At 70.1% G+C, this 21,296-nt stretch carries 15 protein-coding genes; 10 read left to right on the top strand and 5 right to left on the bottom strand.

Features of this window, described 5'->3' with window-relative positions; translation table 11 throughout:
* Positions 1-5: 5 nt before the first annotated feature.
* From ACQP03_RS02175 to ACQP03_RS02165, 3 genes are read left to right on the top strand one after another with little or no spacing between them, the layout of a single operon-like run.
* Complete coding sequence (locus ACQP03_RS02175) at positions 6-905, top strand: hypothetical protein (protein WP_433460051.1); 900 nt, start codon at positions 6-8, stop codon at positions 903-905.
* Positions 902-2,266: a methyltransferase gene (locus tag ACQP03_RS02170; RefSeq protein ID WP_357123609.1), complete on the top strand. Its 1,365-nt coding sequence runs from the start codon at positions 902-904 to the stop codon at positions 2,264-2,266. The genes ACQP03_RS02175 and ACQP03_RS02170 overlap by 4 nt, the downstream gene beginning before the upstream one ends.
* Positions 2,161-2,793, top strand: a complete 633-nt coding sequence (locus ACQP03_RS02165; RefSeq protein ID WP_357123606.1) for a TetR/AcrR family transcriptional regulator — start codon at positions 2,161-2,163, stop codon at positions 2,791-2,793. The genes ACQP03_RS02170 and ACQP03_RS02165 overlap by 106 nt, the downstream gene beginning before the upstream one ends.
* 8 nt (positions 2,794-2,801) lie before the next feature.
* Here the strand turns inward: ACQP03_RS02165 and ACQP03_RS02160 are convergent, their stop codons facing one another.
* Positions 2,802-3,548, bottom strand: coding sequence for an oxidoreductase (locus ACQP03_RS02160; protein ID WP_357123603.1), 747 nt, complete (start codon positions 3,546-3,548; stop codon positions 2,802-2,804).
* Positions 3,549-3,869: 321 nt separating this feature from the next.
* Between ACQP03_RS02160 and acs the strand changes: the two genes are divergently transcribed.
* The 3 genes from acs (at position 3,870) to ACQP03_RS02145 (ending at position 9,728) form a co-directional block, all read left to right on the top strand.
* The gene (gene acs / locus ACQP03_RS02155; protein WP_433460048.1) at positions 3,870-5,834 is read left to right on the top strand and encodes an acetate--CoA ligase; all 1,965 of its coding nucleotides are present in this window, start codon (positions 3,870-3,872) and stop codon (positions 5,832-5,834) included.
* 243 nt (positions 5,835-6,077) lie between these two features.
* Positions 6,078-8,870 (top strand): immune inhibitor A domain-containing protein, encoded by a 2,793-nt coding sequence (locus ACQP03_RS02150; protein WP_357123597.1) that lies wholly within the window; start codon positions 6,078-6,080, stop codon positions 8,868-8,870.
* A gap of 339 nt (positions 8,871-9,209) precedes the next feature.
* Positions 9,210-9,728, top strand: a complete 519-nt coding sequence (locus tag ACQP03_RS02145) for a hypothetical protein (protein ID WP_433460045.1) — start codon at positions 9,210-9,212, stop codon at positions 9,726-9,728.
* 50 nt (positions 9,729-9,778) lie between these two features.
* Here the strand turns inward: ACQP03_RS02145 and ACQP03_RS02140 are convergent, their stop codons facing one another.
* Together ACQP03_RS02140 and ACQP03_RS02135 are read right to left on the bottom strand one after the other, a co-directional pair.
* On the bottom strand, positions 9,779-10,444 hold the full coding sequence (locus ACQP03_RS02140) for an amidase domain-containing protein (RefSeq protein WP_433460044.1): 666 nt from the start codon (positions 10,442-10,444) through the stop codon (positions 9,779-9,781).
* Positions 10,445-10,479: 35 nt separating this feature from the next.
* Positions 10,480-11,265 carry a hypothetical protein gene (locus tag ACQP03_RS02135; RefSeq protein WP_433460042.1) on the bottom strand — a complete coding sequence of 262 codons (786 nt, stop codon included), beginning with the start codon at positions 11,263-11,265 and terminating at the stop codon, positions 10,480-10,482.
* A gap of 1,145 nt (positions 11,266-12,410) precedes the next feature.
* On the opposite strand from ACQP03_RS02135, the gene ACQP03_RS02130 reads away from it, so the two are divergent.
* The 3 genes from ACQP03_RS02130 (at position 12,411) to ACQP03_RS02120 (ending at position 16,449) form a co-directional block, all read left to right on the top strand.
* Positions 12,411-14,846: an immune inhibitor A domain-containing protein gene (locus ACQP03_RS02130; RefSeq protein ID WP_433461121.1), complete on the top strand. Its 2,436-nt coding sequence runs from the start codon at positions 12,411-12,413 to the stop codon at positions 14,844-14,846.
* 204 nt (positions 14,847-15,050) lie between these two features.
* Positions 15,051-15,449, top strand: coding sequence for a hypothetical protein (locus ACQP03_RS02125; protein ID WP_357392621.1), 399 nt, complete (start codon positions 15,051-15,053; stop codon positions 15,447-15,449).
* A gap of 67 nt (positions 15,450-15,516) precedes the next feature.
* Positions 15,517-16,449, top strand: a complete 933-nt coding sequence (locus tag ACQP03_RS02120) for an alpha/beta fold hydrolase (RefSeq protein ID WP_357392620.1) — start codon at positions 15,517-15,519, stop codon at positions 16,447-16,449.
* Between the two features lie 4 nt (positions 16,450-16,453).
* Here the strand turns inward: ACQP03_RS02120 and ACQP03_RS02115 are convergent, their stop codons facing one another.
* Complete coding sequence (locus ACQP03_RS02115) at positions 16,454-16,819, bottom strand: hypothetical protein (protein WP_030486287.1); 366 nt, start codon at positions 16,817-16,819, stop codon at positions 16,454-16,456.
* On the bottom strand, positions 16,816-19,911 hold the full coding sequence (locus ACQP03_RS02110) for an SseB family protein (RefSeq protein ID WP_433460039.1): 3,096 nt from the start codon (positions 19,909-19,911) through the stop codon (positions 16,816-16,818). Before ACQP03_RS02110 ends, ACQP03_RS02115 begins: the two co-directional genes overlap by 4 nt.
* A 152-nt stretch (positions 19,912-20,063) precedes the next feature.
* On the opposite strand from ACQP03_RS02110, the gene mycP reads away from it, so the two are divergent.
* Positions 20,064-21,281, top strand: coding sequence for a type VII secretion-associated serine protease mycosin (gene mycP, locus ACQP03_RS02105; RefSeq protein WP_433460037.1), 1,218 nt, complete (start codon positions 20,064-20,066; stop codon positions 21,279-21,281).
* Positions 21,282-21,296 lie beyond the last annotated feature (15 nt).

Raw genomic sequence — 21,296 nt, 5'->3', positions numbered from 1 at the left:
TTCGCATGACCGACGACGACAGCGCACCGACACCACGCAGAACGAGGGCGCACTGGATCCTGGCCGGGCTGATCACCCTCTTCGGAGCGGTCGTCTTCGTCGTGGTGGTGCGGCAGGGCCGAGCCGACAGCGCGGTGCTCTTCGTCGCGCTCCCGGTGCTCCTGGCCGCCGCCCTCGCGCTCGCACCCCGCCGGTCGGCTCACGGGCGGGTCTTCACGGCCACCACGATGGCCCTGCTCCTGGCGTCGGTGGCCCTGCACGAGGGCGCGATCTGTGTCCTGCTGGCCGCCCCGCTGGTCTACGCGGTGGCGCACGGGACCACCGCGCTGATCCGCGCCCTGCGGGAGGCGAGCCGCCCGTACGTCGTCGTGGCCGTCCCCCTGCTGCTCCTGCCCGGCCTGGAGGGCACGGGCATCGCTCCCCGGGTGGCTCCGGACCAGACGGTCGAGGTGACCCGGGTCGTCGGGCTCCCGGTGGACCAGGTGGCCGAACGTCTCACTGCCGGTCCCCGCCCGACCGACGTCCGGTCGGTGCCGCTGCGGCTCCTCGGCGTACCGACGCCCGGACAGGTCACCGGCGACGGGCTCGACATCGGCGACCGGTGGATGTTCGGTTACCACGGCAGCGCGCACGGACCCGGCGGCCACCTGCTCGCCGAGGTGGAGAGCGCCGCGCCGGGGCAGGTGGGCTTCGACTTCGTCGAGGACAGCTCCATCACCGCGCGCTGGTTCACCTGGCGGCACGCGGAGCTGAGATGGCGGGCGGTCGACCCCGGGCACACCGAGATCCGGGTCCGGGTCGACTACACGCGGGGCCTCGACCCGTCCTGGTACTTCGGGCCGATCCAGCAGGTGCTGCTCGGCGCCGGAGTGGGGCACCTGCTCGACATGCTGGCGCTCGAATGACCGTCGCCCGCTGGCTGAGCCTCGCCGTGCCGCTGGCCGCCGTGCTGGCCGTCGGCGCTCGGGAGCGGGACCGGTCCGTCCGGGCCGCGGGGCTGCTGGCGTTCCTGGCCGCCGGGATCGGCATCGCGGCGCTGCACGAGGTCGCCCGCCGCACCGGCTGGTACGCCTTCGCTCCGGTCGACGGCGCGTACCGGGGAATGCCGGTGGACCTCTGGATCGGCTGGGCGGCCCTCTGGGGCCCGTTGCCGGTGCTGCTCCGGCGGGCGCTGCCGCTGCCGGTCGCGCTGGGTCTGCTCCTCTGGGTCGACGCGGTGGCGATGCCGGCGCTGCACCCGCTGGTCAGCCTCGGTCCGCACTGGCTCGTCGGGGAGGTCGTCGGCCTGTTCGCGGTGGCGCTGCCCGCTCAACTGCTCGGTCGCCTCTGCGCCGACCGCCGGCACCTGGGCGCACGGACCCTCCTGCAGGTTGGCGTCTTCGCGGCCCTGCTGCTCTGGTTCGTCCCCACCCTGGCGTTCGAGGTCGGCGACGGGTCATGGGCCGGCCTCATCGCGCTGGACCGCACCGGAATCCTGGTCGTCGCGCAGTTGGCCCTGCTGGTGGCCGTGCCGGCGCTGGCCGCCGTCGCGGAGTTCGCCGTCCGGGGCGGCGGTACGCCCTATCCGTGGGATCCGCCGCGGCGGCTGGTCACCACCGGCCCGTACGCGTACCTGGCCAACCCGATGCAGCTCGTCGCCGTGGCGCTGTTGCTGTTCACCGCGGCGGTCACCGGGAGCGTCGCCCTGGCGCTGGGGGCGGTGTCGGCGACGGCCTTCAGCGCGGCGGTGGCCGGGCCACACGAGCAACACGACCTGCGCACGCGGTACGGCGATTCCTGGCGGTCCTACCGGCGGCAGGTACGCGACTGGTGGCCCCGCTGGCGGCCGTACCCCTCGCAAGAGCCGGCCGTGCTCTGGCTGGACGACGACTGCGGACCCTGCGCGGCCACCTGGCGGATGCTGGCCCGGCGGCATCCGGTCGGCCTGCGGATCCGGGCGGCCCGGGAGCACGAGCGCGTGCTGTGGCGGGCGGAGTACGTGGGCGGCGACGGCCACCGGGAACGGGGGGTGGCCGCCGTCGCCCGATCGCTCGAACACATCCATCTCGGTTGGGCTCTGGTCGGCTGGACGTTACGGCTGCCCGGGGTCGCCTGGCTGGCTCAACTGCTCACCGATGCGATGATCGCACCGCCGCATCCGGCCCGTCCGAGAGGAGAGCCATGTCCGACACCAAGCAGCGTCTCCTCGACGGCGCCATCGCCGCCATTCGGGAGCACGGCATCGCCGGCGTCTCGGCCCGCACCATCGCCGCCGCCGCCGGCGTGAACCAGGCGCTGGTCTTCTACCACTTCGGCACGGTGGACGACCTGCTCGCGGCGGCCTGCCGGGTCAGCACCGCCGAGCGGGTCGAGCACTGGTCGGCGCGGCTGGCCTCGGCCGGTTCGCTGCGCGAGCTGCTCGCGGTCGGGCGGGCGCTGCACGAGGAGGAACGGCAACTCGGCAACGTCACCTTCCTGGCCCAGATGTTGGCGGGCGCACAGGCGGACCAGCGGATGGCCGCCCCCACCGCCGGTGCGCTCCAACTCTGGGTGGACGAGATCGAGCAGGTCCTGCGGAGGCTGCTCGCCGGGTCACCGTTCGCCGAGGTGGCCGACGTGCCCGGCCTGGCTCGCGCGGTCTCGGCCGCGTTCATCGGGCTGGAACTCTACGACGGGGTGGACCCGGCCGGCGCGGACCGGGCGATGGCCGCGCTCGACCAGCTCGCGCTCCTCATGGAGATCGTCGACGATCTGGGGCCGATCGCCCGCCGCGCGCTACAGGCCAAGGTCAACCGGGCGACGCGGCGGGACTGAGCCACCGCTCACGCGGCGGCGAGAATGTCGTCGCCGATGGTGGTGAGCTGGTCGGCGCCGACCTCGACGGCCGTCATGTAGTGGCGCAGCCAGGAGCGCAGTCCGTCCGGGGTGCCGGTGGCGAACGCGCCGGCCGCGCCGACGTACTCGGGCTCGCGTTCGGCGTGACCGACGTCCACGGCGAGCAGCCCGCGCGGGTCGAGGCCGCTGGCGAGCAGCACCAGCCGGGCGGCGCCGCGCGCCACCACGCCGGACGGTCCGGCGAACGGACGTAGGTTGAGCAGTTCTCCGTGTACGACGGCGGCGAGCACCAGCGGGGAGACCTTCGTCCCGCCGGCCACCAGCCCGGCCAACCCGTCGAGGCGGGCGGCGACCACCGGATCGGCGACCGGACGACCCAGCTCGGCCTCCGGCACGATGTCCCGGGCGGCGAGGACGTGCAGCCGGGCGAGGGCCTGCCGGGGCGCCTTCGGCCAGAGTTCGCTCAGACCGGGCAGGGCCCCGGCGACCCGTAGCGCCCCCTGGAGCACCGGCTCGGTGACGGTGCCGGCGCGTACCTCCTCGCGCTCGTGCACGGCCCCTTCGAGCGCGGCGCTGGCCACCGCCGAGCGGAGGCCGACCTCGGCCGCGACCTGGCCGCCGCTGCGGCGCAGCGCGCGGTGCCCGAGCGCCCGGTCGAAGTGTTCGCGGGCCCGGTCGACGGCGGGCGCGATGTCGGCGAGCGCGAGCAGCGGGGCGAGCGGGTCGGTGGTCACCCCGCCACGCTAGCGATCCCAGCGGGCTGATCGGCCCACACCCGCCCGCAACGCGACCCGGGCCACCCGGCCGCCGGCGGGCAAGATCGACACGACTTCACCGAAGTGGGGCTATCAAGGCGGCCCGAACACCCCCACTTCGGCGATCTCGTGTCGATCAAGCGACCCGCGCCGGCGCGCGCACCCGCTACGCCGGGCCGTCGGGCGCGTGGCGGGGGCCGCTCGGCGCGACGGGGTGGGCAGCGGTCGCCGGCCGGGGGACCCGCGACTACCCTCGTGCCCATCGAGACGCAGGTCACCCCGAGGACGAGGAGTCACGGCATGAGCGAGGCATTGGCCAATCTGCTGAACGAGACGCGCCAGTTCCCCCCGCCGGCCGAGCTCGCCGCGCACGCCAACGTCACCGTCGACGCGTACGCCGAGGCGCAGGCCGACCGGCTCGCCTTCTGGGCGAAGCAGGCCGACCGGCTGGCCTGGTCGAAGAAGTGGGACGAGGTGCTCGACTGGTCGAACCCGCCGTTCGCGAAGTGGTTCGTCGGTGGGCAGCTCAACGTGGCGTACAACTGTCTGGACCGGCACGTCGAGGCGGGCCGCGGGGACAAGGTCGCGATCCACTGGGAGGGCGAGCCGGGCGACACCCGCACTCTCACGTACGCCGACCTGTACGAGCTGACCTGCCGCGCGGCGAACGCGCTCACCGACCTGGGCGTGACCGCCGGCGACCGGGTGGCGATCTACCTGCCGATGATCCCGGAGGCGGCGGTGGCCATGCTGGCCTGCGCCCGGATCGGCGCGGCGCACAGCGTGGTGTTCGGCGGGTTCTCGGCGGACTCGTTGAGCAACCGTATCCAGGACGCCAGCGCCAAAGTGGTGATCACCGCCGACGGTGGTTACCGGCGGGGCAAGCCGTCGGCGTTGAAGCCGACCGTGGACGAGGCGGTGGCGAGCTGCCCGTCGGTGGAGCACGTGCTCGTCGTCCGCCGCACCGGCGAGGACGTGGCCTGGTCGGAGAAGGACCACTGGTGGCACGAGACGGTCGAGACCGCGTCGGCCGAGCACACGGCGCAGCCGTTCGACGCCGAGCACCCGCTGTTCATCCTCTACACCAGCGGCACCACGGCCCGCCCGAAGGGCATCCTGCACACCACCGGCGGCTACCTGACGCAGGCGTCGTACACGACGCACGCGGTGTTCGACCTGAAGCCGGAGACGGACGTCTACTGGTGCACCGCCGACATCGGCTGGGTCACCGGCCACTCCTACATCGTGTACGGCCCGCTCTCCAACGGCGCGACGCAGGTCATGTACGAGGGCACCCCGGACACCCCGCACAAGGGCCGCTTCTGGGAGATCGTCGACCGGTACAAGGTGAGCATCCTGTACACCGCGCCGACGCTGATCCGGACGATGATGAAGTGGGGCGAGGACATCCCGGCCGGGTTCGACCTGTCGTCGCTGCGGCTCCTCGGCAGCGTCGGCGAGCCGATCAACCCCGAGGCGTGGATGTGGTACCGGCAGCACGTCGGCCGGGGTGAGCTGCCCATCGTGGACACCTGGTGGCAGACCGAGACCGGCGCCATCATGATCTCCCCCCTGCCGGGGGTGACGGCGACGAAGCCGGGCTCGGCGATGGCCCCACTGCCGGGCATCGTCGCCGACGTGGTGGACGACCAGGGTCAGTCGGTGCCGAACGGTGGTGGCGGCTACCTGGTGCTGCGTGAGCCGTGGCCGTCGATGCTGCGCACCATCTGGGGTGACGACGACCGGTTCCTCGAGACGTACTGGTCGAGGTTCGAGGGCATGTACTTCGCCGGCGACGGGGCGAAGAAGGACGACGACGGGCACATCTGGCTGCTCGGTCGGGTGGACGACGTGATGCTGGTGTCCGGGCACAACATCTCCACCACCGAGGTCGAGTCGGCGCTGGTGTCGCACCCGTCGGTGGCCGAGGCGGCGGTGGTGGGCGCGACCGACCCGACCACCGGCCAGGCGATCGTGGCGTTCGCCATCCCGCGCGGCAGCACGGACATCGCCGGCGAGGCGGGTGAGCAGCTCATCGCGGACCTGCGCAACCACGTGGCGAAGACGCTCGGGCCGATCGCCAAGCCGCGGCAGATCATGCTGGTGCCCGAGCTGCCGAAGACCCGCTCCGGCAAGATCATGCGTCGGCTGCTGCGGGACGTGGCCGAGAACCGGTCGCTCGGCGACGTCACCACCCTGCAGGACTCCTCGGTGATGGAGCTGATCTCCTCCGGGATGAGTGGCGCGAAGTCCGACGAGGACTGACGACAGACGTACCCCGATCGGTGGGTGATGGTCCGCGCGGACCGTCACCCACCGTCGTCTTTTGTGGACTTTGACCGTCGGGCGTACCACCGGCCGACGGTCCGACGGATAACGCCTGCATCACGTTCCCGCCGTTCGGCCGGATTCTCATTTAGTTTCACGAAGGTCGGCTGGCCCTCGACGCGACGCTGCGTGCACGGAGTCCGCCGGCTTCCCTCGCCCATGCCCGAGAAACGGAGCGGCATGAACAGAAACTCCCAACCGGGGTCGCGTCGACGACTACTCGTCGCGCTACCCGTCATCGCCCTCGCGGCCACGTCACTGACCGTGAGTGGCAGTGCGGCGGCACAGCCGTCCACCACCCCCCGGGCGGTGATCGGGGCTGACGAGTACTACATCAACTACGCCGAGCCCGAGGTCCAGCCGGACACTTCCGGCCGTGAGGTCAAGGGCAAGAACGGCGTCTACACCCCCAAGGTCGACGACGCCCGCGCGTTCGACCAGAAGCACGCGCGGGGCAACCCGGTGACGGCCCGCCAGCTCGCGCAGATCGAGGCCAAGTCGATCAAGACGGGCAAGAGCCCGCGCCAGATCAAGCAGGCGCCCAACACGCAGACGGCGAAGCTGCTGACGCTGCTGGTCGAGTTCAACGACAAGGCCAACGACGACTTCACCAACGTGATGGTCCCGAAGACGGTGTTCGAGGACCGGACCTGCGTTCCCGGCACCGTGCAGAACGGGCCGAAGCACAACAAGATCCCGGACCCCTCGCGCCTCGAGCACGAGGACAACAACTCGATGTGGGTGCCGGACTTCTCGCCGTCGCACTACAACAAGATGCTGTACAGCAAGAAGGGCATCACCGAGCGGGTCCGCAAGGACCTCAAGGGCCCGGACGGCAAGAAGGGCATCGACATCTCCGGTCGCACGATGCACAACATGTACCTGGAGATGTCCAAGAACGCGTACACGGTCGACGGGCAGGCCAGCCCGTGGATCACCGTGCCGCACTCCGAGGGCTGGTACGCGGCCAACCGCTGCACCCAGGACGAGAACGGCAACTGGGTGCCCGGCCGGGAGCAGTCGATGAACGGCCACCCGGACAACCCGGCCGGCGCGAGCCGGCTGGCCGGCGACGCGATCGAGGCGCTCGCCGCCAAGGACCCGACCTTCCCGTGGGCCGACTACGACAAGGAAGACCAGGCCGACCGCGACGGTGACGGCAACCTCTTCGAGCCGGACGGCGTGATCGACCACCTCGTGCTGGTGCACGCCGGCAAGGGCAAGTCGAGCGGCGGCGGCAGCCAGGGCACGTACGCCGTGTGGGCGCACTCCTCCTCGGTGCCGGGTGGCTTCACCATCCCGGGCACCAGCCTGAAGGTGTCGAACTACATCGTGCAGCCGGAGGACGCCGGCGTCGGCGTCTTCGCCCACGAGTTCGGTCACGACCTCGGTCTGCCGGACCTCTACGACACCTCCGGCAACGCCGACTCCGACGTGGACTTCTGGGACCTGATGGCCTCCGGATCGCACTCGGGTGAGATCTTCCAGGCGCTGCCGACGCACATGGGCATCTGGGACAAGTGGGTGCTCGGCTGGGCCGACCCGCTGACCATCCGTCCGGGCTCCAACCCGCGCGAGGTCAAGCTCGGGCAGACCTCGCGTACGCCGATCGACGCCGAGGACGGCATCAAGGTCGACCTGCCGGACAAGGTGACCGTGCTGGCCACCCCGCACAGCGGCACCAAGATGTGGCACAGCAACAACGACCAGAGCTGGGCCGACGTCAAGCTGAGCCGCTCGGTGGACGTGCCCAACGCCGCGGACTCCAAGTTCTGGATGTGGAACAACTACATCATCGAAGAGGACTGGGACTACGGCTTCCTCGAGCTGTCGACCGACGGTGGCACCACCTGGTCCGAGCAGAAGGTGTACGCCGAGGACGGCACGGTCGTCACGACGCCGGACAACTACGGCGACCCGAACGGCCGGATGAACGACTTCGGTGGCAAGAAGTACGGCCTGACCGGCAGCACCGACGGCTGGCGTCACGACTACGTCGACCTGTCGGCGTACGCGGGCCAGACCGTGCAGGTGCGACTGCGCCTGGCCACCGATGAGGCGTTCGAGGAGCGCAACTGGTTCGTCGACGACTTCTCGGTCACCGGCGGCGGCGCCACCGTATGGAGTGACGACGTCGAGGGCGGCGCCAACGGCTGGACGACCAGTGGCGGCACCTTCGTCGACACCACCGGCGCGGGCTGGAAGGTCTCCGGCGGCACCGAGGTGCACGCGCAGTACTACCTGGCCGAGTGGCGCAACTTCGACGGCTTCGACAAGGGCCTGAAGTACGCCTACGACACCATCTACTCGCGCGACGCGTGGAAGGTCGACCGGATCTCCTACAACGCGCCGGGCATGCTGGTGTGGTACCGGGACAGCGCGCTGGGCGACGTCAACCACGTCACCGGTCAGATGACCTCGCTGCCGAGCTACGGCGCCAAGGGCGGGCTGCTCATCGTCGACTCGCACAACGAGCCGTACCGGCGTACCGGCACGGCGGCCGAGAAGGACCCGTCGGTGACGGACAACCTGCCCAGCCGTCCGCAGTCGTCGAACGCGGCCTTCACGCTCCAGAAGACGTACCCCTTCACGGAGTGCCTGGAGGCGGCGGGCGAGCCGTACAGCGCGTACTGCACGAAGTTCAAGGCCCTGCCGCCGGTGAAGGGCTTCACCGACGCCAAGGGCTGGTACCCGGGCATCGAGATCCGCGACGGTGCCGCGTACGCCCGGGACAACGACGCCTCCGTCGTGATCCCGTCGCGTGGCAACGCGCCGTACACCACCCGGGTGACCAACCCGGACGGTAGCCCGGCGCCGGACTACTACGGCGTGACGCTGGGCGGCGGCGCGATCGTGCTCGGCACGGGCAACCCGGCCGACGCGGGCGTGCAGAACGGCGTCTCGTTGACGATCCGTAAGGCGGCGAAGGACAACTCGTCCGCCACGATCTACGTCACCCCGGCGACGAAGTGACCGAGTAGGTTCGTCCACGTAACAACTGAACGGCCCGTCCGGAGTCATCAGACTGCCGGGCGGGCCGCTCTGCATCTGCCAGCGGCTCGCGTACACCTCTTTGGGCCAGTCCCAGGCGACTCCGATGGGGCTTCGCTCGGTCTAGACAGATCTCAGGCCGTTCAGCGCCTTAGGAAGAATCTGTCGGTCGACGGTCGAGACGGCTATGACAGCAAGCAGGCCATAGTTAGCATGGGACTTCTCGTCGGACTGCCACCCCGCCAGGGCGGTGTCCTTCCCACAGACAGTGGGAGCGGAAATCGGCCGATCAACTCAAGCAGCCCACAACGTAGGAGCACGATGAGAGCGAAGCGCTTTCCAGCTACGGGCAGGATCCTTGTTCTGGCAGTTCTCCTCGTTGCCTCCGGTTGCACTCAACCCAAAGGCAGTTCCCCAGAGCCCGACCAGGAGGAGATGGCAGCGGTTTCGAGCGAAGTGACCGAATTGCTCGAGTCGAACCCGGCTGCGACCACCAGTCTTTTCGGCCGGACGCCCGACCGGGTTGCCTGCGTGAGCAGGGCATTCGGCTTACCGAAAACTTCGTCCGGATCGAGCGATGACAAATGGCTTTTCTCTCACGTCTACTGTGCCGCCGTAGACCCCGGAGTCGCCTTCGGTGATGCGAGTACCTTTAGTGGCCCCGTTGCCATCGCGCCAGGTCCGCCGATTGAAATCAAAGTTCCTCAGGACGGAGCAGAGTACGAGGCGAGCGTACGTCGAATCTTTCCGGACGAGCTCGAAAAGGCGGCAATGAACAGCGTCGCTGATGAGGGGATGAAGAGAGCGCTTAGTCAACAATACGCCGCCCGCCAAGGCTGACGGACGGCGTACGATTGATTCATCTCACGTGAAATCGGTAAAGCTCGACATCAGGGAGCTATTGACCGATATCCTCGACCTGGCTTCAGGATATTTTTCCGTTGGGCGGAAGTGCGCGTGCTGAACATATAAGTCCACTTGGTGATTCTACCCACCGAATGTTGCGCGTACTCGTCGTAACCCTTGCTCCAACCGACGTTGATGGCAGCGTGGAACCAGGACGCCTTCGAGGAACTGTCGCCACTATCGAAGATATAAACCTCACCGAGCCCGGACGGCGAATACTTGTACGTCAGTGCGGTCTCACCCTGAATGTACTTGTATGATGAGCCGTTGTTGTACCAGTAGGACCTGAAGTCTTTGACACGAATCCAGGATGGCGTCGGGTACGGCAGGTACGAGGAGCCGCTTCGGGCAGTCTTGTAGTACCATTTATCGCCACCCGTGGTGTCCATCGAAACGTCACCCGCGTACCACGACTGGCTGACGAAGTTCGTGCAGTCGCCACCCTTGTTGTTGTAGTTTGCGTAATTTGAGTTGTAGGTGTAGGCGTACGCCTTGGCGTAGTTGGCAGCGAGCGTAGGCCTGAACCCAGCCGCTTCTGCTCGGTGAGCCGGGAGGGTGATAAACGAGGCGACCAACACTAGAATCAGAAATGCAGCCCTGTTCGCCCCCCTTGAAGTGCTGTGGCCAACAGGCAAGGTTGATGCGTTCACTTAAATTTCCTTAGGTTGGTCGGCAGGATCAGAGATCAGCTTGGTGAAGGGCCCGGCTCGACGGCCTCCGGCAAGTCCGAGAAGAAGTCGTCAACGGCTTGGCCGTCACGGCTCACGAGGCGCCACTTGTTGTCCGAAAGGCTTTTACCCATCTTGAGCTGCCACTGCTGAGAGGGATCCGTATGACAAGTTAGCTCTTGGAATTCCCCACCCTGGAAGCATGTTTCATAGGCGCCCAGCAGGACCACCTTTGCACTGACCCTGCTGGTAACGGTCACCCCCTGCCACTGTTCGAGAATGAAGCGGCTCGACACAAGGGATGGCATGCTCGAGTTCTGGGCGTCGTGGAGGAGTTGTGCCGCCACCTCACTACCTTCACTCATTGCGAAAGACGGCGCTAGGGTTTCGACCAGATCCTTCCGGAACTGAGAGGCCTGGGTGCCGTCCGGTCGACTGCCATCCGGACTGGCCTCATTTACGAAAGCGTCGGAACCTCTTTGGATGGCTGACTGAACGTCCGCGTTGATTTGGGTTGCGACAGCGACGCGCTCCGCCTGCCCGACGGGCAGAACTTGCATGTCATTGAACCGGTTCATTCCCGTCATTGCTGCATTCTTCACATGCACGATGTCGTTGACCATGGCAGAAGGAGCAGAGTCTGGGGTTGCCGGCACAATTGGGAATGATTCGCTTCCCGTGCTGTCATCGATATCGTTGCCAGTTCCCGGGGGTGCGGCCAAGGCGGCCGCCTTCTCCGGAGGCACCCCATCATCGGCAGAGCCCACTGCCTGAAAGGCCACTACGGCAGCAACGACGGACACCGAAGACAGGGCTAACGACGCAGCAACGCTTGGCTTTCGGAACACGGCTCTTTGCGCACCTTTTCGTAACACGATCCTCATTCGGATCCCTTCGATTGGAGAGCCCGAATCGTATGCAGCCTCAACGCTGACCGTGTTACCCCCACGACAAATCGGGGCCAATCAACTATTTCCTACGTAGGCGTGCTCAAATTAGGCGTTGGAAGAGCTTTATTGCCAATGGCGGGGCATTCAAGCGGGCATGGCAACTTTGGCCGGAAGCGGTGACAAGCAAGAGACACGCGCACGAGCGCGCTGGCGAATCTTCGGCCGGTGGTGTCCGCGGTGAACAGCAGGTTCACACGTGCCGCTCGCGCGTGCCTGAGCAGTACGGCCGCCAAACCGGCAATTAGGTCGATCCGGATCAGTGCATCTAGGATGGCGGGCAGCAGGCGTCGGATTCGGCCCACCGCGCAGGCAGGTCGTCGGCGACCGCGGCGAGTGGACGATCACTTCCCCGCGCATACGGCCGCGCGGTGGCAAACCCGGTGGCGAGGCGTACAGGTGTCACCGACGCGCATGCGGGCCAGGACGAGGGGCACCTGGCGACTGCCGTCTGACCAGGAACCTCGCGCTCATCGATATCCAGACCCAGCACATGCACTCCGAGTCGCATCGTCAGGCGGAAGAGGGCTCGCCGTCGTACGGCCAATCACATTGCCTCGCCGCGCATCCACATGACCCCGGTGAGGGTGGCCCCCCGTGGCAGTGCCGGCGATGCGGCCACGCGGTCTCCCGCAGATGGATCACGGAAGCCCGCCACCCGGAGCGTAGGGCCATGAGACGTGAAGTTTCGCGCAGAGCTCCGGCGGCGGGAACGGCGCCGGCCCCCGGTTGTATCGCCCGATCTTCTTGATCGAAGTACATCGTTGGGAGGGCTGCCGCCGGGCCCCATCCTTCCTCGAGCGCAGATGAAGCGCGGGGGTGTGACGGTGAAAAGCATTCCCAACAAAATCTTGCAACAAATCGACGCGTGCATCTTCCCACCCGTCGCAGCAGTGTCTATGTTCACCAATGGTCCCACTAGTGGGATCGATCTTTCACCGGCCCGTACCCCCGTTGGGTCGGTTCCCTCACACCGGAGGTACCACGTGCGCAAAGTCGCAGTGGGTCTGCTCGGGCTTTCACTGACGGCGACGGGGCTGGCGTTCGGACCGTCCGCCAGTGCCGCGCCGCAGCCGAAGTTGCCGACGGCCGCTCCGTCGGTCGCCGAGCCCGCCCTTGCCGACCACGACCTGCCGAACCCGCTGGAGGACAAGCGGCGAGCGCTGCGCCAGGAGGGCCTGAGCAAGGTCCTGGCCGGCAAGTCCAAGGCAGAGAAGATCAACGGCAGCACGGTCGTCAAGGTCGGTAAGACCCAGGCCGACGGGGCCGCCGCCCGCACCGCCGGGGCGGGCACGGCTCAGACCGAGGACCAGTACGTCGAGCTCTCCCGGGAGCAGACCGACAAGATCTTCGTGATCCTTGCCGAGTTCGGCAACGAGCGGCACCCGGACTACCCGGACAAGAGCATCGACCCCGACACCGCGGGGCCGACGAAGTTCGACGGGCCGCTGCACAACCAGATCCCGGCACCCAACCGGGCCGTGGACAACTCCACCGTCTGGCAGCCGGACTACACCGCCGACCACTACCGGCAGCTCTACTTCGGCACCAACCCGGGTGACGAGTCGCTGAAGCAGTACTACGAGGCCCAGTCCTCGGGTCGCTACAGCGTCGAGGGCGAGGTCACCGACTGGGTCAAGGTCAAGTACAACGAGGCCCGGTACGGCCGCTCCGACGACCCGATCGCCGACGACGACGCCGCCAACCCGGCCAACGACCCGGCGGTCTGCGACAGCAACGTCTGCGACAACACCTGGGAACTGGTCCGGGACGCCGCCAACCAGTGGGTCCTCGACCAGAAGGCCGCCGGCCGCACCGACGCGCAGATCGCCGCCGACGTGAAGTCGATGGACCAGTACGACCGGTACGACTACGACGGCGACGGCAACTTCAACGAGCCGGACGGCTACATCGACCACTTCCAGATCGTCCACTCCGGCGGCGACCAGGCCGACGGTGACCCGATCCAGGGTGAGGACGCGATCTGGAGCCACCGCTGGTACGCCTACGCCTCCGACCAGAACAGCACCGGTCCGGACACCTTCCTCGGTGGTGGCACGGAAATCGGCAACACCGGCGTCTGGATCGGTGACTACACCATCCAGCCGGAGAACGGTGGCCGGAGCGTCTTCTACCACGAGTACGGCCACGACCTCGGTCTGCCGGACGACTACAACGTCATCAGCGGTGGCGACAACAACAACGAGCACTGGACCCTGATGGCCCAGAGCCGGCTCGGCGCCAAGAACGACGGTGGCATCGGCGAGCGCGGTGGCGACCTCGGCGCGTGGAACAAGTTCCAGCTCGGCTGGCTCGACTACGAGACCGTCGTCGCGGGGCAGAAGAAGACGCTGGTCCTCGGCCCGCAGGAGTACAACTCGCCCGAGGCGCAGGCCGCGGTCGTCGTGCTCCCGAAGCGGGACTACACCTTCTCGAACGGCGCGCCGTTCGAGGGCAGCAAGCAGTTCTTCACCGGCAACGAGGACAACATCAACAGCACGATGACCCGGACCCTGGACTTCACCGGGAAGTCGTCGGCCGCCCTGACCATGAAGGGCCGCTACAACATCGAATCCAACTTCGACTACCTGTTCTTCGAGGCGTCGGCCGACGGCGGCAAGACCTGGGCGACCCTGCCCGGCACCGTCAACGGCAACCCGCTGAAGGAGATCTCCCCCGGGCGCTTCGCCCTGGACGGCTCCAGCGGCGGCAAGTGGGTCGACGTCAACATCCCGATGAACTCCGCGGCGGGCAAGGTCGTGCAGTTCCGGCTGCGCTACCAGACCGACGGCGGCGTGTCCCGGGGCGGTTTCTACGGTGACGCGATCACCGTGACCGCCGACGGTCAGACCGTGTTCACCGACGGCGGCGAGAACGGCGCCAACGGCTGGACCTTCGGCGGCAGGTTCGAGATCGCCTCGGCCACCTACACCAAGGCGTTCGAGAACTTCTACATCGCCGGTACCCGGTCGTACACCTCGTACGACAAGTACCTCAAGACCGGCCCGTACTACTTCGGCTACCAGAACACCCGCCCGGACCTCGTGGACCACTACGCGTACCAGGAGGGTCTGCTGATCTCGTACTGGAACCTGCGGTGGTCGGACAACGACACGTTCGCGCACCCGGGTGAGGGTCGGAACATGATCATCGACGCCCACCCGGAGCCGTCCTACAACCTGACCGGTGCCCCCTGGCGGGCCCGCGTCCAGGTCTACGACGCGCCGTTCAGCCTGAAGAAGGCGGACTCGTTCACGCTGCACATCAACAGCCAGGCCAACTACGTCCGTGGCCAGGCGGCGCAGCCGCTGTTCGACGACACCCAGCAGTACTGGTACCCGGAGCTGCCGAACCACGGCGTCAAGCTCCCGGCCACCGGCACCAAGATCAAGGTCATCTCGCAGGACGGCATCAACACCAGCGTCCGCTTCAACTGATCCCTCGATCCGGCACCACCCGCACCACGGCGATGCCCGGGCAGGTCACCTGCCCGGGCATCGCCCGTTCCGGGGAACCCTGACCGGGTGGCGCGCGTCCGATCACCCGTGCGACCGCGAACCCGCACCACCCTGACCGGCGCCGGCCTGACCGTCCTGTTTGCGCTGGCCGGCTGCGCCGAAACGCGGAACGAAGGAGGCACCGTGTCCGCCGAACAGACCGCGTCCGGCACCCCGGCGACCAGCCCACCACCGGCCTCCGTCGCGCCGACCGAAAGCGGGCCCACGCCGTCGGCCCCCGCCGGCCGCCCGTCACGCTCACGTGTCCCGCTGCCCACCCTGCGCCCGCCGACCGGACCACCGCGCAGGCCGACCGACGCCCGGCGGGCCAACGCCCTGGCCGGACGGATCAACCGGGGCGGCGACGGCCCCTGCTACGGCCTCGTCACCGACGACGGCCAGCAGTACGCGCTGCACGGCATCGACAAGGGCACCTTCACCGTCGGTACGACGGTCCGGGTGACCATCGGCCCCGCCGACCCGGCCGCCGACTGTGGCCCCGGCATCCCGGCCACCATCGTCGACATCAGCCCGGTCGTCTGATCCCCGGCCGGGTCACAGTCGGGCCGGCAAAACGGCCGCCTCCCGACGGGGTCCTAGGCTGTCAACCATGACCGACCAGCGCGGCGAGGCCGTCGACGAGTCCTGCGTCCTCACCGAGGGCCCGTGGACGCACCGTTTCGTCGGCGCCAACGGCAGCCGCTTCCACGTGGTCGAGGCCGGCACCGGCCCGATGGTGCTCTTCCTGCACGGCTTCCCCGAGCACTGGTGGGCCTGGCACCAGATGCTCCCCGCGGTCGCCGACGCCGGCTTCCGCGCGGTCGCCGTGGACCTGCGCGGCTACGGCGCCAGCGACAAACCACCCCGGGGGTACGACGGCTACACCCTCGCGGCCGACATCGCCGGCCTCATCCGGGCCCTCGGTGAGCGCTCGGCGACGCTCGTCGGCAGCGGCGTCGGCGGCATGGTCGCCTGGACGGTGGCGTCGTTCCACCCATCCCTGGTCCGTCGGCTGGTGGTCCTGGGCGCACCCCACCCGCTACGACTGCGCGCCGCGATCTTCGCCGACCCGCGCGGGCAGTTCGCCGCCTCCACCCCGGCGTTGAAGTTCCAGCTCCCCCGCTACGAACACGTGCTCACCAAGGACGGCGCGGCGGGCATCGAGGAGATCCTGCGCCGCTGGGCCGGCCCGCGCTGGGCAGCCAGCGCGGACTTCGAGGCGTACGCCGAACGGTGTCGGGAGGCGATGCGCATCCCGCAGGCCGCTTTCTGCGCGCTGGAAGGCTACCGCTGGGCCTTCCGTTCCGTGCTGCGGCTGCACGGCTACCGATTCGTGCGCCTCATGCAGAAGCCGCTGGTCACCCCGACCCTGCAACTGCACGGCGCGGCCGACATCGCCGCCCTGCCACGGACCGCCCTCGGGTCCGGCCGGTACGTCGTCGCGCCGTACGAGTGGCGTCTGCTGGACGGGGTGGGGCACTTCCCGCACCTGGAAGCCCCCGAGGTGGTGCTCGGCGAGATCCTGCGATGGGCCAAGTCGTAACGGATCAGACCCGTTGCTCGCGCAGGTCGGTGACCTCGGCGGCCGGCGCCCAGCCCTGGTAGACGCCGAAGTCGAAGACCTCCAACCGCATCGCCTCGGCCACCGGCCAACGACCACCCGTGTACTCGACGCGCAGCCACGCGTCGTGCTCGCCGAGCACGATGAACGGCTGGCCCTGCCAGGTGCAGGTGGTCCGAACGTACGCCAGATCCTCGATCTCGCTCGCCGGCAGCACCCGCACGTAGCGGCCCGCGCGGACCTCCTCGAAGCCCTCGCCCGGCTCGGGCTGGTACAGGCGGATGTCGTCGCCGTCCGGGCTGGCCTGATACTCCCGGCCCTGCCAGCGGGCCACGTAACCGTCGCGCATCACTCCTCCGGAACTCGCCGCCAGGTGACCGCGTCCGTGTCGAGGACCGCGACCACCCGTTCGGTGCCGTCGCCACCGATCCGCCAGAGCTGCGCGCCGTGCGGAAGGCGGGCGCTGTCCACCTTGAACTCCGCCACCACGTCACTGCTCTCGCCGGGGGCGAAGCCGTTGCCCCGGAACGGCGGGCGCTCGATGACCCAGCCCTCCATGGCACGCATCGCCGCCTCGTTCTGCCCGCCGTACGGAATCCGGTAGAGGCTGGGCCGGTGCGCCGGCCACCGCAGCACGTAGATCTCCTCGGCGTCCCGCACGAACGGCGAACCGGGGTAGTTCAGGCCCAACGCGTCGTGCAGCTCGGCCGGCGTGGTCAGGTGGGCCAGCTCACCGGACCGGTGCACGAAACCCGAGACCCGGTCGTACCCCCGCTCCAGGTAGTACGCGAGCTGGCTGGGCGCGATCGCCTTCTGCATCACGGTTGGTCGGGCCGGGTCGACCGCCGCCGGGGCGTACCGGGGACGCGCGGCGGGTTCCGCCTCGGCCGCCGGTTCCACCGGGTCGACCTCCAGGTCGTCGCCGAGGCCCACCTCGGCGGCCCAGTTGGCCAACGCGACGATCTGGTCACCGGGCAACTTCGCGCCGACCGGGGTGCCCGGGTTGACGGCAAACGACCAGTCCTCGTCGGGCCAGCGCCGGATCAGCTGGGCGAACTTCACCCGGACCGTGTCGACGGCGCCCTCGACGTGGTCGGCGAGGCGCTCCGGGGACGTGTAGACCACCACGTACGTCTCGCCGTCGAGGCGGGCGGTGCGCCAGACGAAGCCCGGGTCGCCGGGACGGCTGCCCCGCTTCGAGTCCGCCGCCGCCGGCAGCAGCACGCGCGCCAGCAGCAGAGTGGACAGGAACGTGTCCGTGCTCCCGGCACCGGCTGCGCCGAGCAGGTCCTCCTCGACGGTGTTCGCCGGCTGGAACTGCGGGGACGCCGGCTCGTCGACCGTCGGAGGCTCGACGGCGTCCGCGATCGTCGCCTCCGCGTCGGAGTCGGGGCGTGCCGGCTCGGGTTCGTAACCCACCGGGGATCGGGACGACCGACCGGTGTCGCCGCCGAAGCCAGCATCGCCGCCGAAGCCAGCGTCGCTGGCCGAACGGGCATCGCTCAGGCCGGCGTCGGTGGCCGGGCCGGTACCTCCCAGGCCGGTGTCGGTGGCCGGGGGGACGCCGGATGGCTCGAACAGGCTCGCTCCACCGCCAGACGCGGCCCAGGCAGTGGGACCTGGCACGGACGGGCCGGGCACAGGCGGGCCGGACGCGAGCGGGCCGGACGCGAGCGGGCCGGACGCGAGCGGGCCGGGCACAGACGGGCCGGACACAGACGGGCCGGACACAGACGGGCCGGACACAGACGGGCCGGACACAGACGGGCCGGACACAGACGGGTCGGGCACAGGTGGGCCGGACACAGACGGGCCGGGCACGGGTGGGCCGGGCACAGACGGGCCGGGCACGGGTGGGCCGGGCACAGACGGGCCGGGCACAGACGGGCCGGACACAGACGGGCCGGACACAGACGGGTCCGGCACGGACGGGCTGAACGGTGGCGGGGCGGTGGTCGTCGGGCCGGGTCGCCGTCCGGTGTCGAAGAAGGGGCCGACCTCGGGCGGATCGAGATCGCGGGACTCGATGATGGTGCCCTCGATGACGATGGGCGTGAAGCCGCGACGGGGGGCGGGCGGGCCGGAGACCGGTTCCGCGACCGCCGGTGGCAGATCCTCCACCGGTTCGAAGCGCCGCCGCTCAGCGGGCCGGCCGCGCGGGATCGCCTGGGTCTCGTCCGCCGGCTCCGAAGGGCGGGCCGGTGGCGGCCCGCCGTTGACCGAACCGGGCACCCGGAACGCGCGGGTGGGCTCCTCGGCCAACGGGTCGGGCCGCCGCGGCGGCAGCGGCTGCGTGGCCTCGTCATCGGTCAACGGCGCTCGTACCACCCGGGATGTGCCCTGGTCAGCCGCGGGCGGCCACGGTCCGCGGCCGACGTCCGGCGCGGGCATCGCGAAGGCCTGGGTCGCGCTGTCGCCGCCGGGCGCGTCGGCGGGACGGCGGCGCGGAAAGGGCTGACTGCCGCGCCCGAACCGCGACGGCGGCGCAGCCCGGTCGCCCGTCCGACCGTCGCCGGGGGGCAGGCCAGACTTACGACCGGACGTCGGTTCGAAGAAGGAGCGCCGGCCGTCCTCGTTGGCGCCACCACCGACGGCCGGACCGTCGCCCTCGCTGGCCGGCCGGGTCGTGGACGGCCGGCCGGTGCGTGGAATCGGCTGGTCGACCGGGGCGGCGCGGGTGCGGTCGGCGGCCAGGGGCACGTACCGCGAAGCAGCGGTGCGGCTCGCCCCCGGCCCGACGCCGGTGCCCGGCCGGACGGTGCGGGGCGGTTCGGTCGGCTGCGGTGGCCCGGCGGCGGGCATGTCCTCCACCCCGGAGCGGCGCGGCAGGTCACCCGGGCCGGGCGCGCGGTTGGGATGGGCCGAGGCGGGGGTCGGAGACACCGGAGGCGTCGCGCCCCTCGGCCCGGGTCGTCCGGGCGGCGTCGCCTCGGGGACCGGCGGCGAGGGCGGTACGAACCCGGCGGCGGGCGGGGCGTCCCGACCGGTCGTACCCGCCCGGAACCGGGAGAGGGTCTCGGCCCGCTCCAGCCGGGCCCGGGCGCCCATGGCGCGGCCCGGCAGCCGGACGTCACCACGGGAGAGCTGCGACACGAACCAGGACGGCAGGTACCCCTCGACGGGCAGCCCGGGGTTGACCGCGAGCCACCACTCGTGGTTTGGCCAGCCCAGCGCGAGGTCGGCGAACGGGACACGCCGGTGGGTGCCCGCGTGCTCGCCGAGGCAGGCCCGCAGCGCGGTGGTGGAGGTGAAGGCCAGTACGTGCGTCCGGCCACCGGTCGTCCAGGTGCCCCAGCCGGCGGCCTGACCGGCGGATGCCGGTGCGGAGACGGGCAACAGCAGCTCGGTACGGGACAGGAGGCGGAAGTAGAGCTCCTGATCGTTGGCGCGCAGCGCGTCCCGCATCGCCACCTCGGCCTCCGTGGCCGGCTCCCATTCGGTCACGGCCACCTCTCCTCCCGAGAACAGGCCACAGGTATCGCGTACAACCTACAAGGTGGCATCAAGATCACAATGGCTGGCCGGCGGCGGTCCGCCCCGGTGACGGCGAGGCGATAACATCCCGTTCCGGAGCCGACACGATACGGAGGCTGTCGATGTCCCGGTCGATTGCGCGCCCGGTCCTGGCCGGTCTGGCGGTCGCGCTGCTGACCGGCGCGACCGGTCCGGCCGTCGCCGCCGGCCCGCGCCGATCGGCTCCGGTCTGCGCGACCCCACTGACGCCCGTTCGACAGGTCGAGGCCACACCGTGGCCCCAGCAGCGGTACGACCCGGCGCGGCTCGCGCCGCTGACCACCGGGGCGGGGGTGACGGTCGCGGTGGTCGACTCCGGCGTCGACCGGGCACACCCCCAACTGGCCGGTCGGGTGCTGCCCGGCGCCGACCTGCTCGAACCGGGTGGGGACGGCGGCCAGGACTGTGCCGGGCACGGCACCGGTGTGGCGAGCATCATCGCGGCGGCGCCGCGGCCCGACGTCGCCTTCCACGGACTGGCGCCGGCCGCCCGGATCCTGCCGGTACGTGTGAGTGAGCAGCAGGTGGTGCAGGGCCGGGAATCGGGGCGCACGGTCAGCGCCGGCGAGTTCGCCCGCGCCATCCGCTGGGCCGTCGACCACGACGCCGACGTGGTGAACCTCTCCGTGGTGCTGTACGCCGACGACCCGCAGGTCCGTTCCGCCGTCCGGTACGCCGTCGAGCGGGACGTGGTGCTGGTGGCCGCCGTGGGCAACCTGCACGACAACGGTGACCCGCGCCCGTTCCCCGCCGCGTACGACGGGGTGCTCGGGGTGGGCGCGATCGGGGCGGACGGGGCGCGGGCCACCTTCTCGCAGATCGGCGCGTACGTCGATCTGGTCGCCCCCGGCAGCGAGGTGCTCGTCGCCGCGCCCGCTCAGGGCCACCAGCGGGTGGAGGGCACCAGTTACGCCGCGCCGTTCGTGGCCGCCACCGCGGCCCTGCTGCGCGCGTACCGACCCGAGCTGACCGCCACCGAGGTGGTGGAGCGGATCGTCGCCACGGCCGATCCCGCGCCCGGCCCGGGACACGGCGGCGGGTACGGGGCCGGCGTGTTGAACCCCTATCGGGCGGTCACCGAGACCGGCGGCCGGCCGGGCGGACCACGATCCGCCGCCGCGCTCGCCGATGACCGGGCCGATCAGGCCGCGCTGGCCCGCCAGGCGCGTCGCGCGACCGCCCGAGACCGGGCCCTGGTGGCCGGCGCGGTGATCGGCGTGACGGCTGTCGCCGTGGTGGTGCTGGCCCTCGTGCTGCCCCGGGGCGCACGCCGACGTTGGCGACCGGCCGAGCCGGCCTGACCCGACCCGGTCGCC

Source organism: Micromonospora sp. CA-248212 (assembly GCF_050948405.1).
In the GTDB taxonomy this organism is placed as follows: Bacteria; Actinomycetota; Actinomycetes; order Mycobacteriales; family Micromonosporaceae; genus Micromonospora.
This window is presented reverse-complemented; position numbering and strand designations above follow the sequence as displayed.

Coding starts and splice junctions, on each gene's coding strand:
- ACQP03_RS02175 (WP_433460051.1), top strand. CDS start 6: ATGACCGACGACGACAGCGCACCGACACCACGCAGAACGAGGGCGCAC.
- ACQP03_RS02170 (WP_357123609.1), top strand. CDS start 902: ATGACCGTCGCCCGCTGGCTGAGCCTCGCCGTGCCGCTGGCCGCCGTG.
- ACQP03_RS02150 (WP_357123597.1), top strand. CDS start 6,078: ATGAACAGAAACTCCCAACCGGGGTCGCGTCGACGACTACTCGTCGCG.
- mycP (WP_433460037.1), top strand. CDS start 20,064: ATGTCCCGGTCGATTGCGCGCCCGGTCCTGGCCGGTCTGGCGGTCGCG.
- ACQP03_RS02165 (WP_357123606.1), top strand. CDS start 2,161: ATGTCCGACACCAAGCAGCGTCTCCTCGACGGCGCCATCGCCGCCATT.
- acs (WP_433460048.1), top strand. CDS start 3,870: ATGAGCGAGGCATTGGCCAATCTGCTGAACGAGACGCGCCAGTTCCCC.
- ACQP03_RS02145 (WP_433460045.1), top strand. CDS start 9,210: ATGAGAGCGAAGCGCTTTCCAGCTACGGGCAGGATCCTTGTTCTGGCA.
- ACQP03_RS02120 (WP_357392620.1), top strand. CDS start 15,517: ATGACCGACCAGCGCGGCGAGGCCGTCGACGAGTCCTGCGTCCTCACC.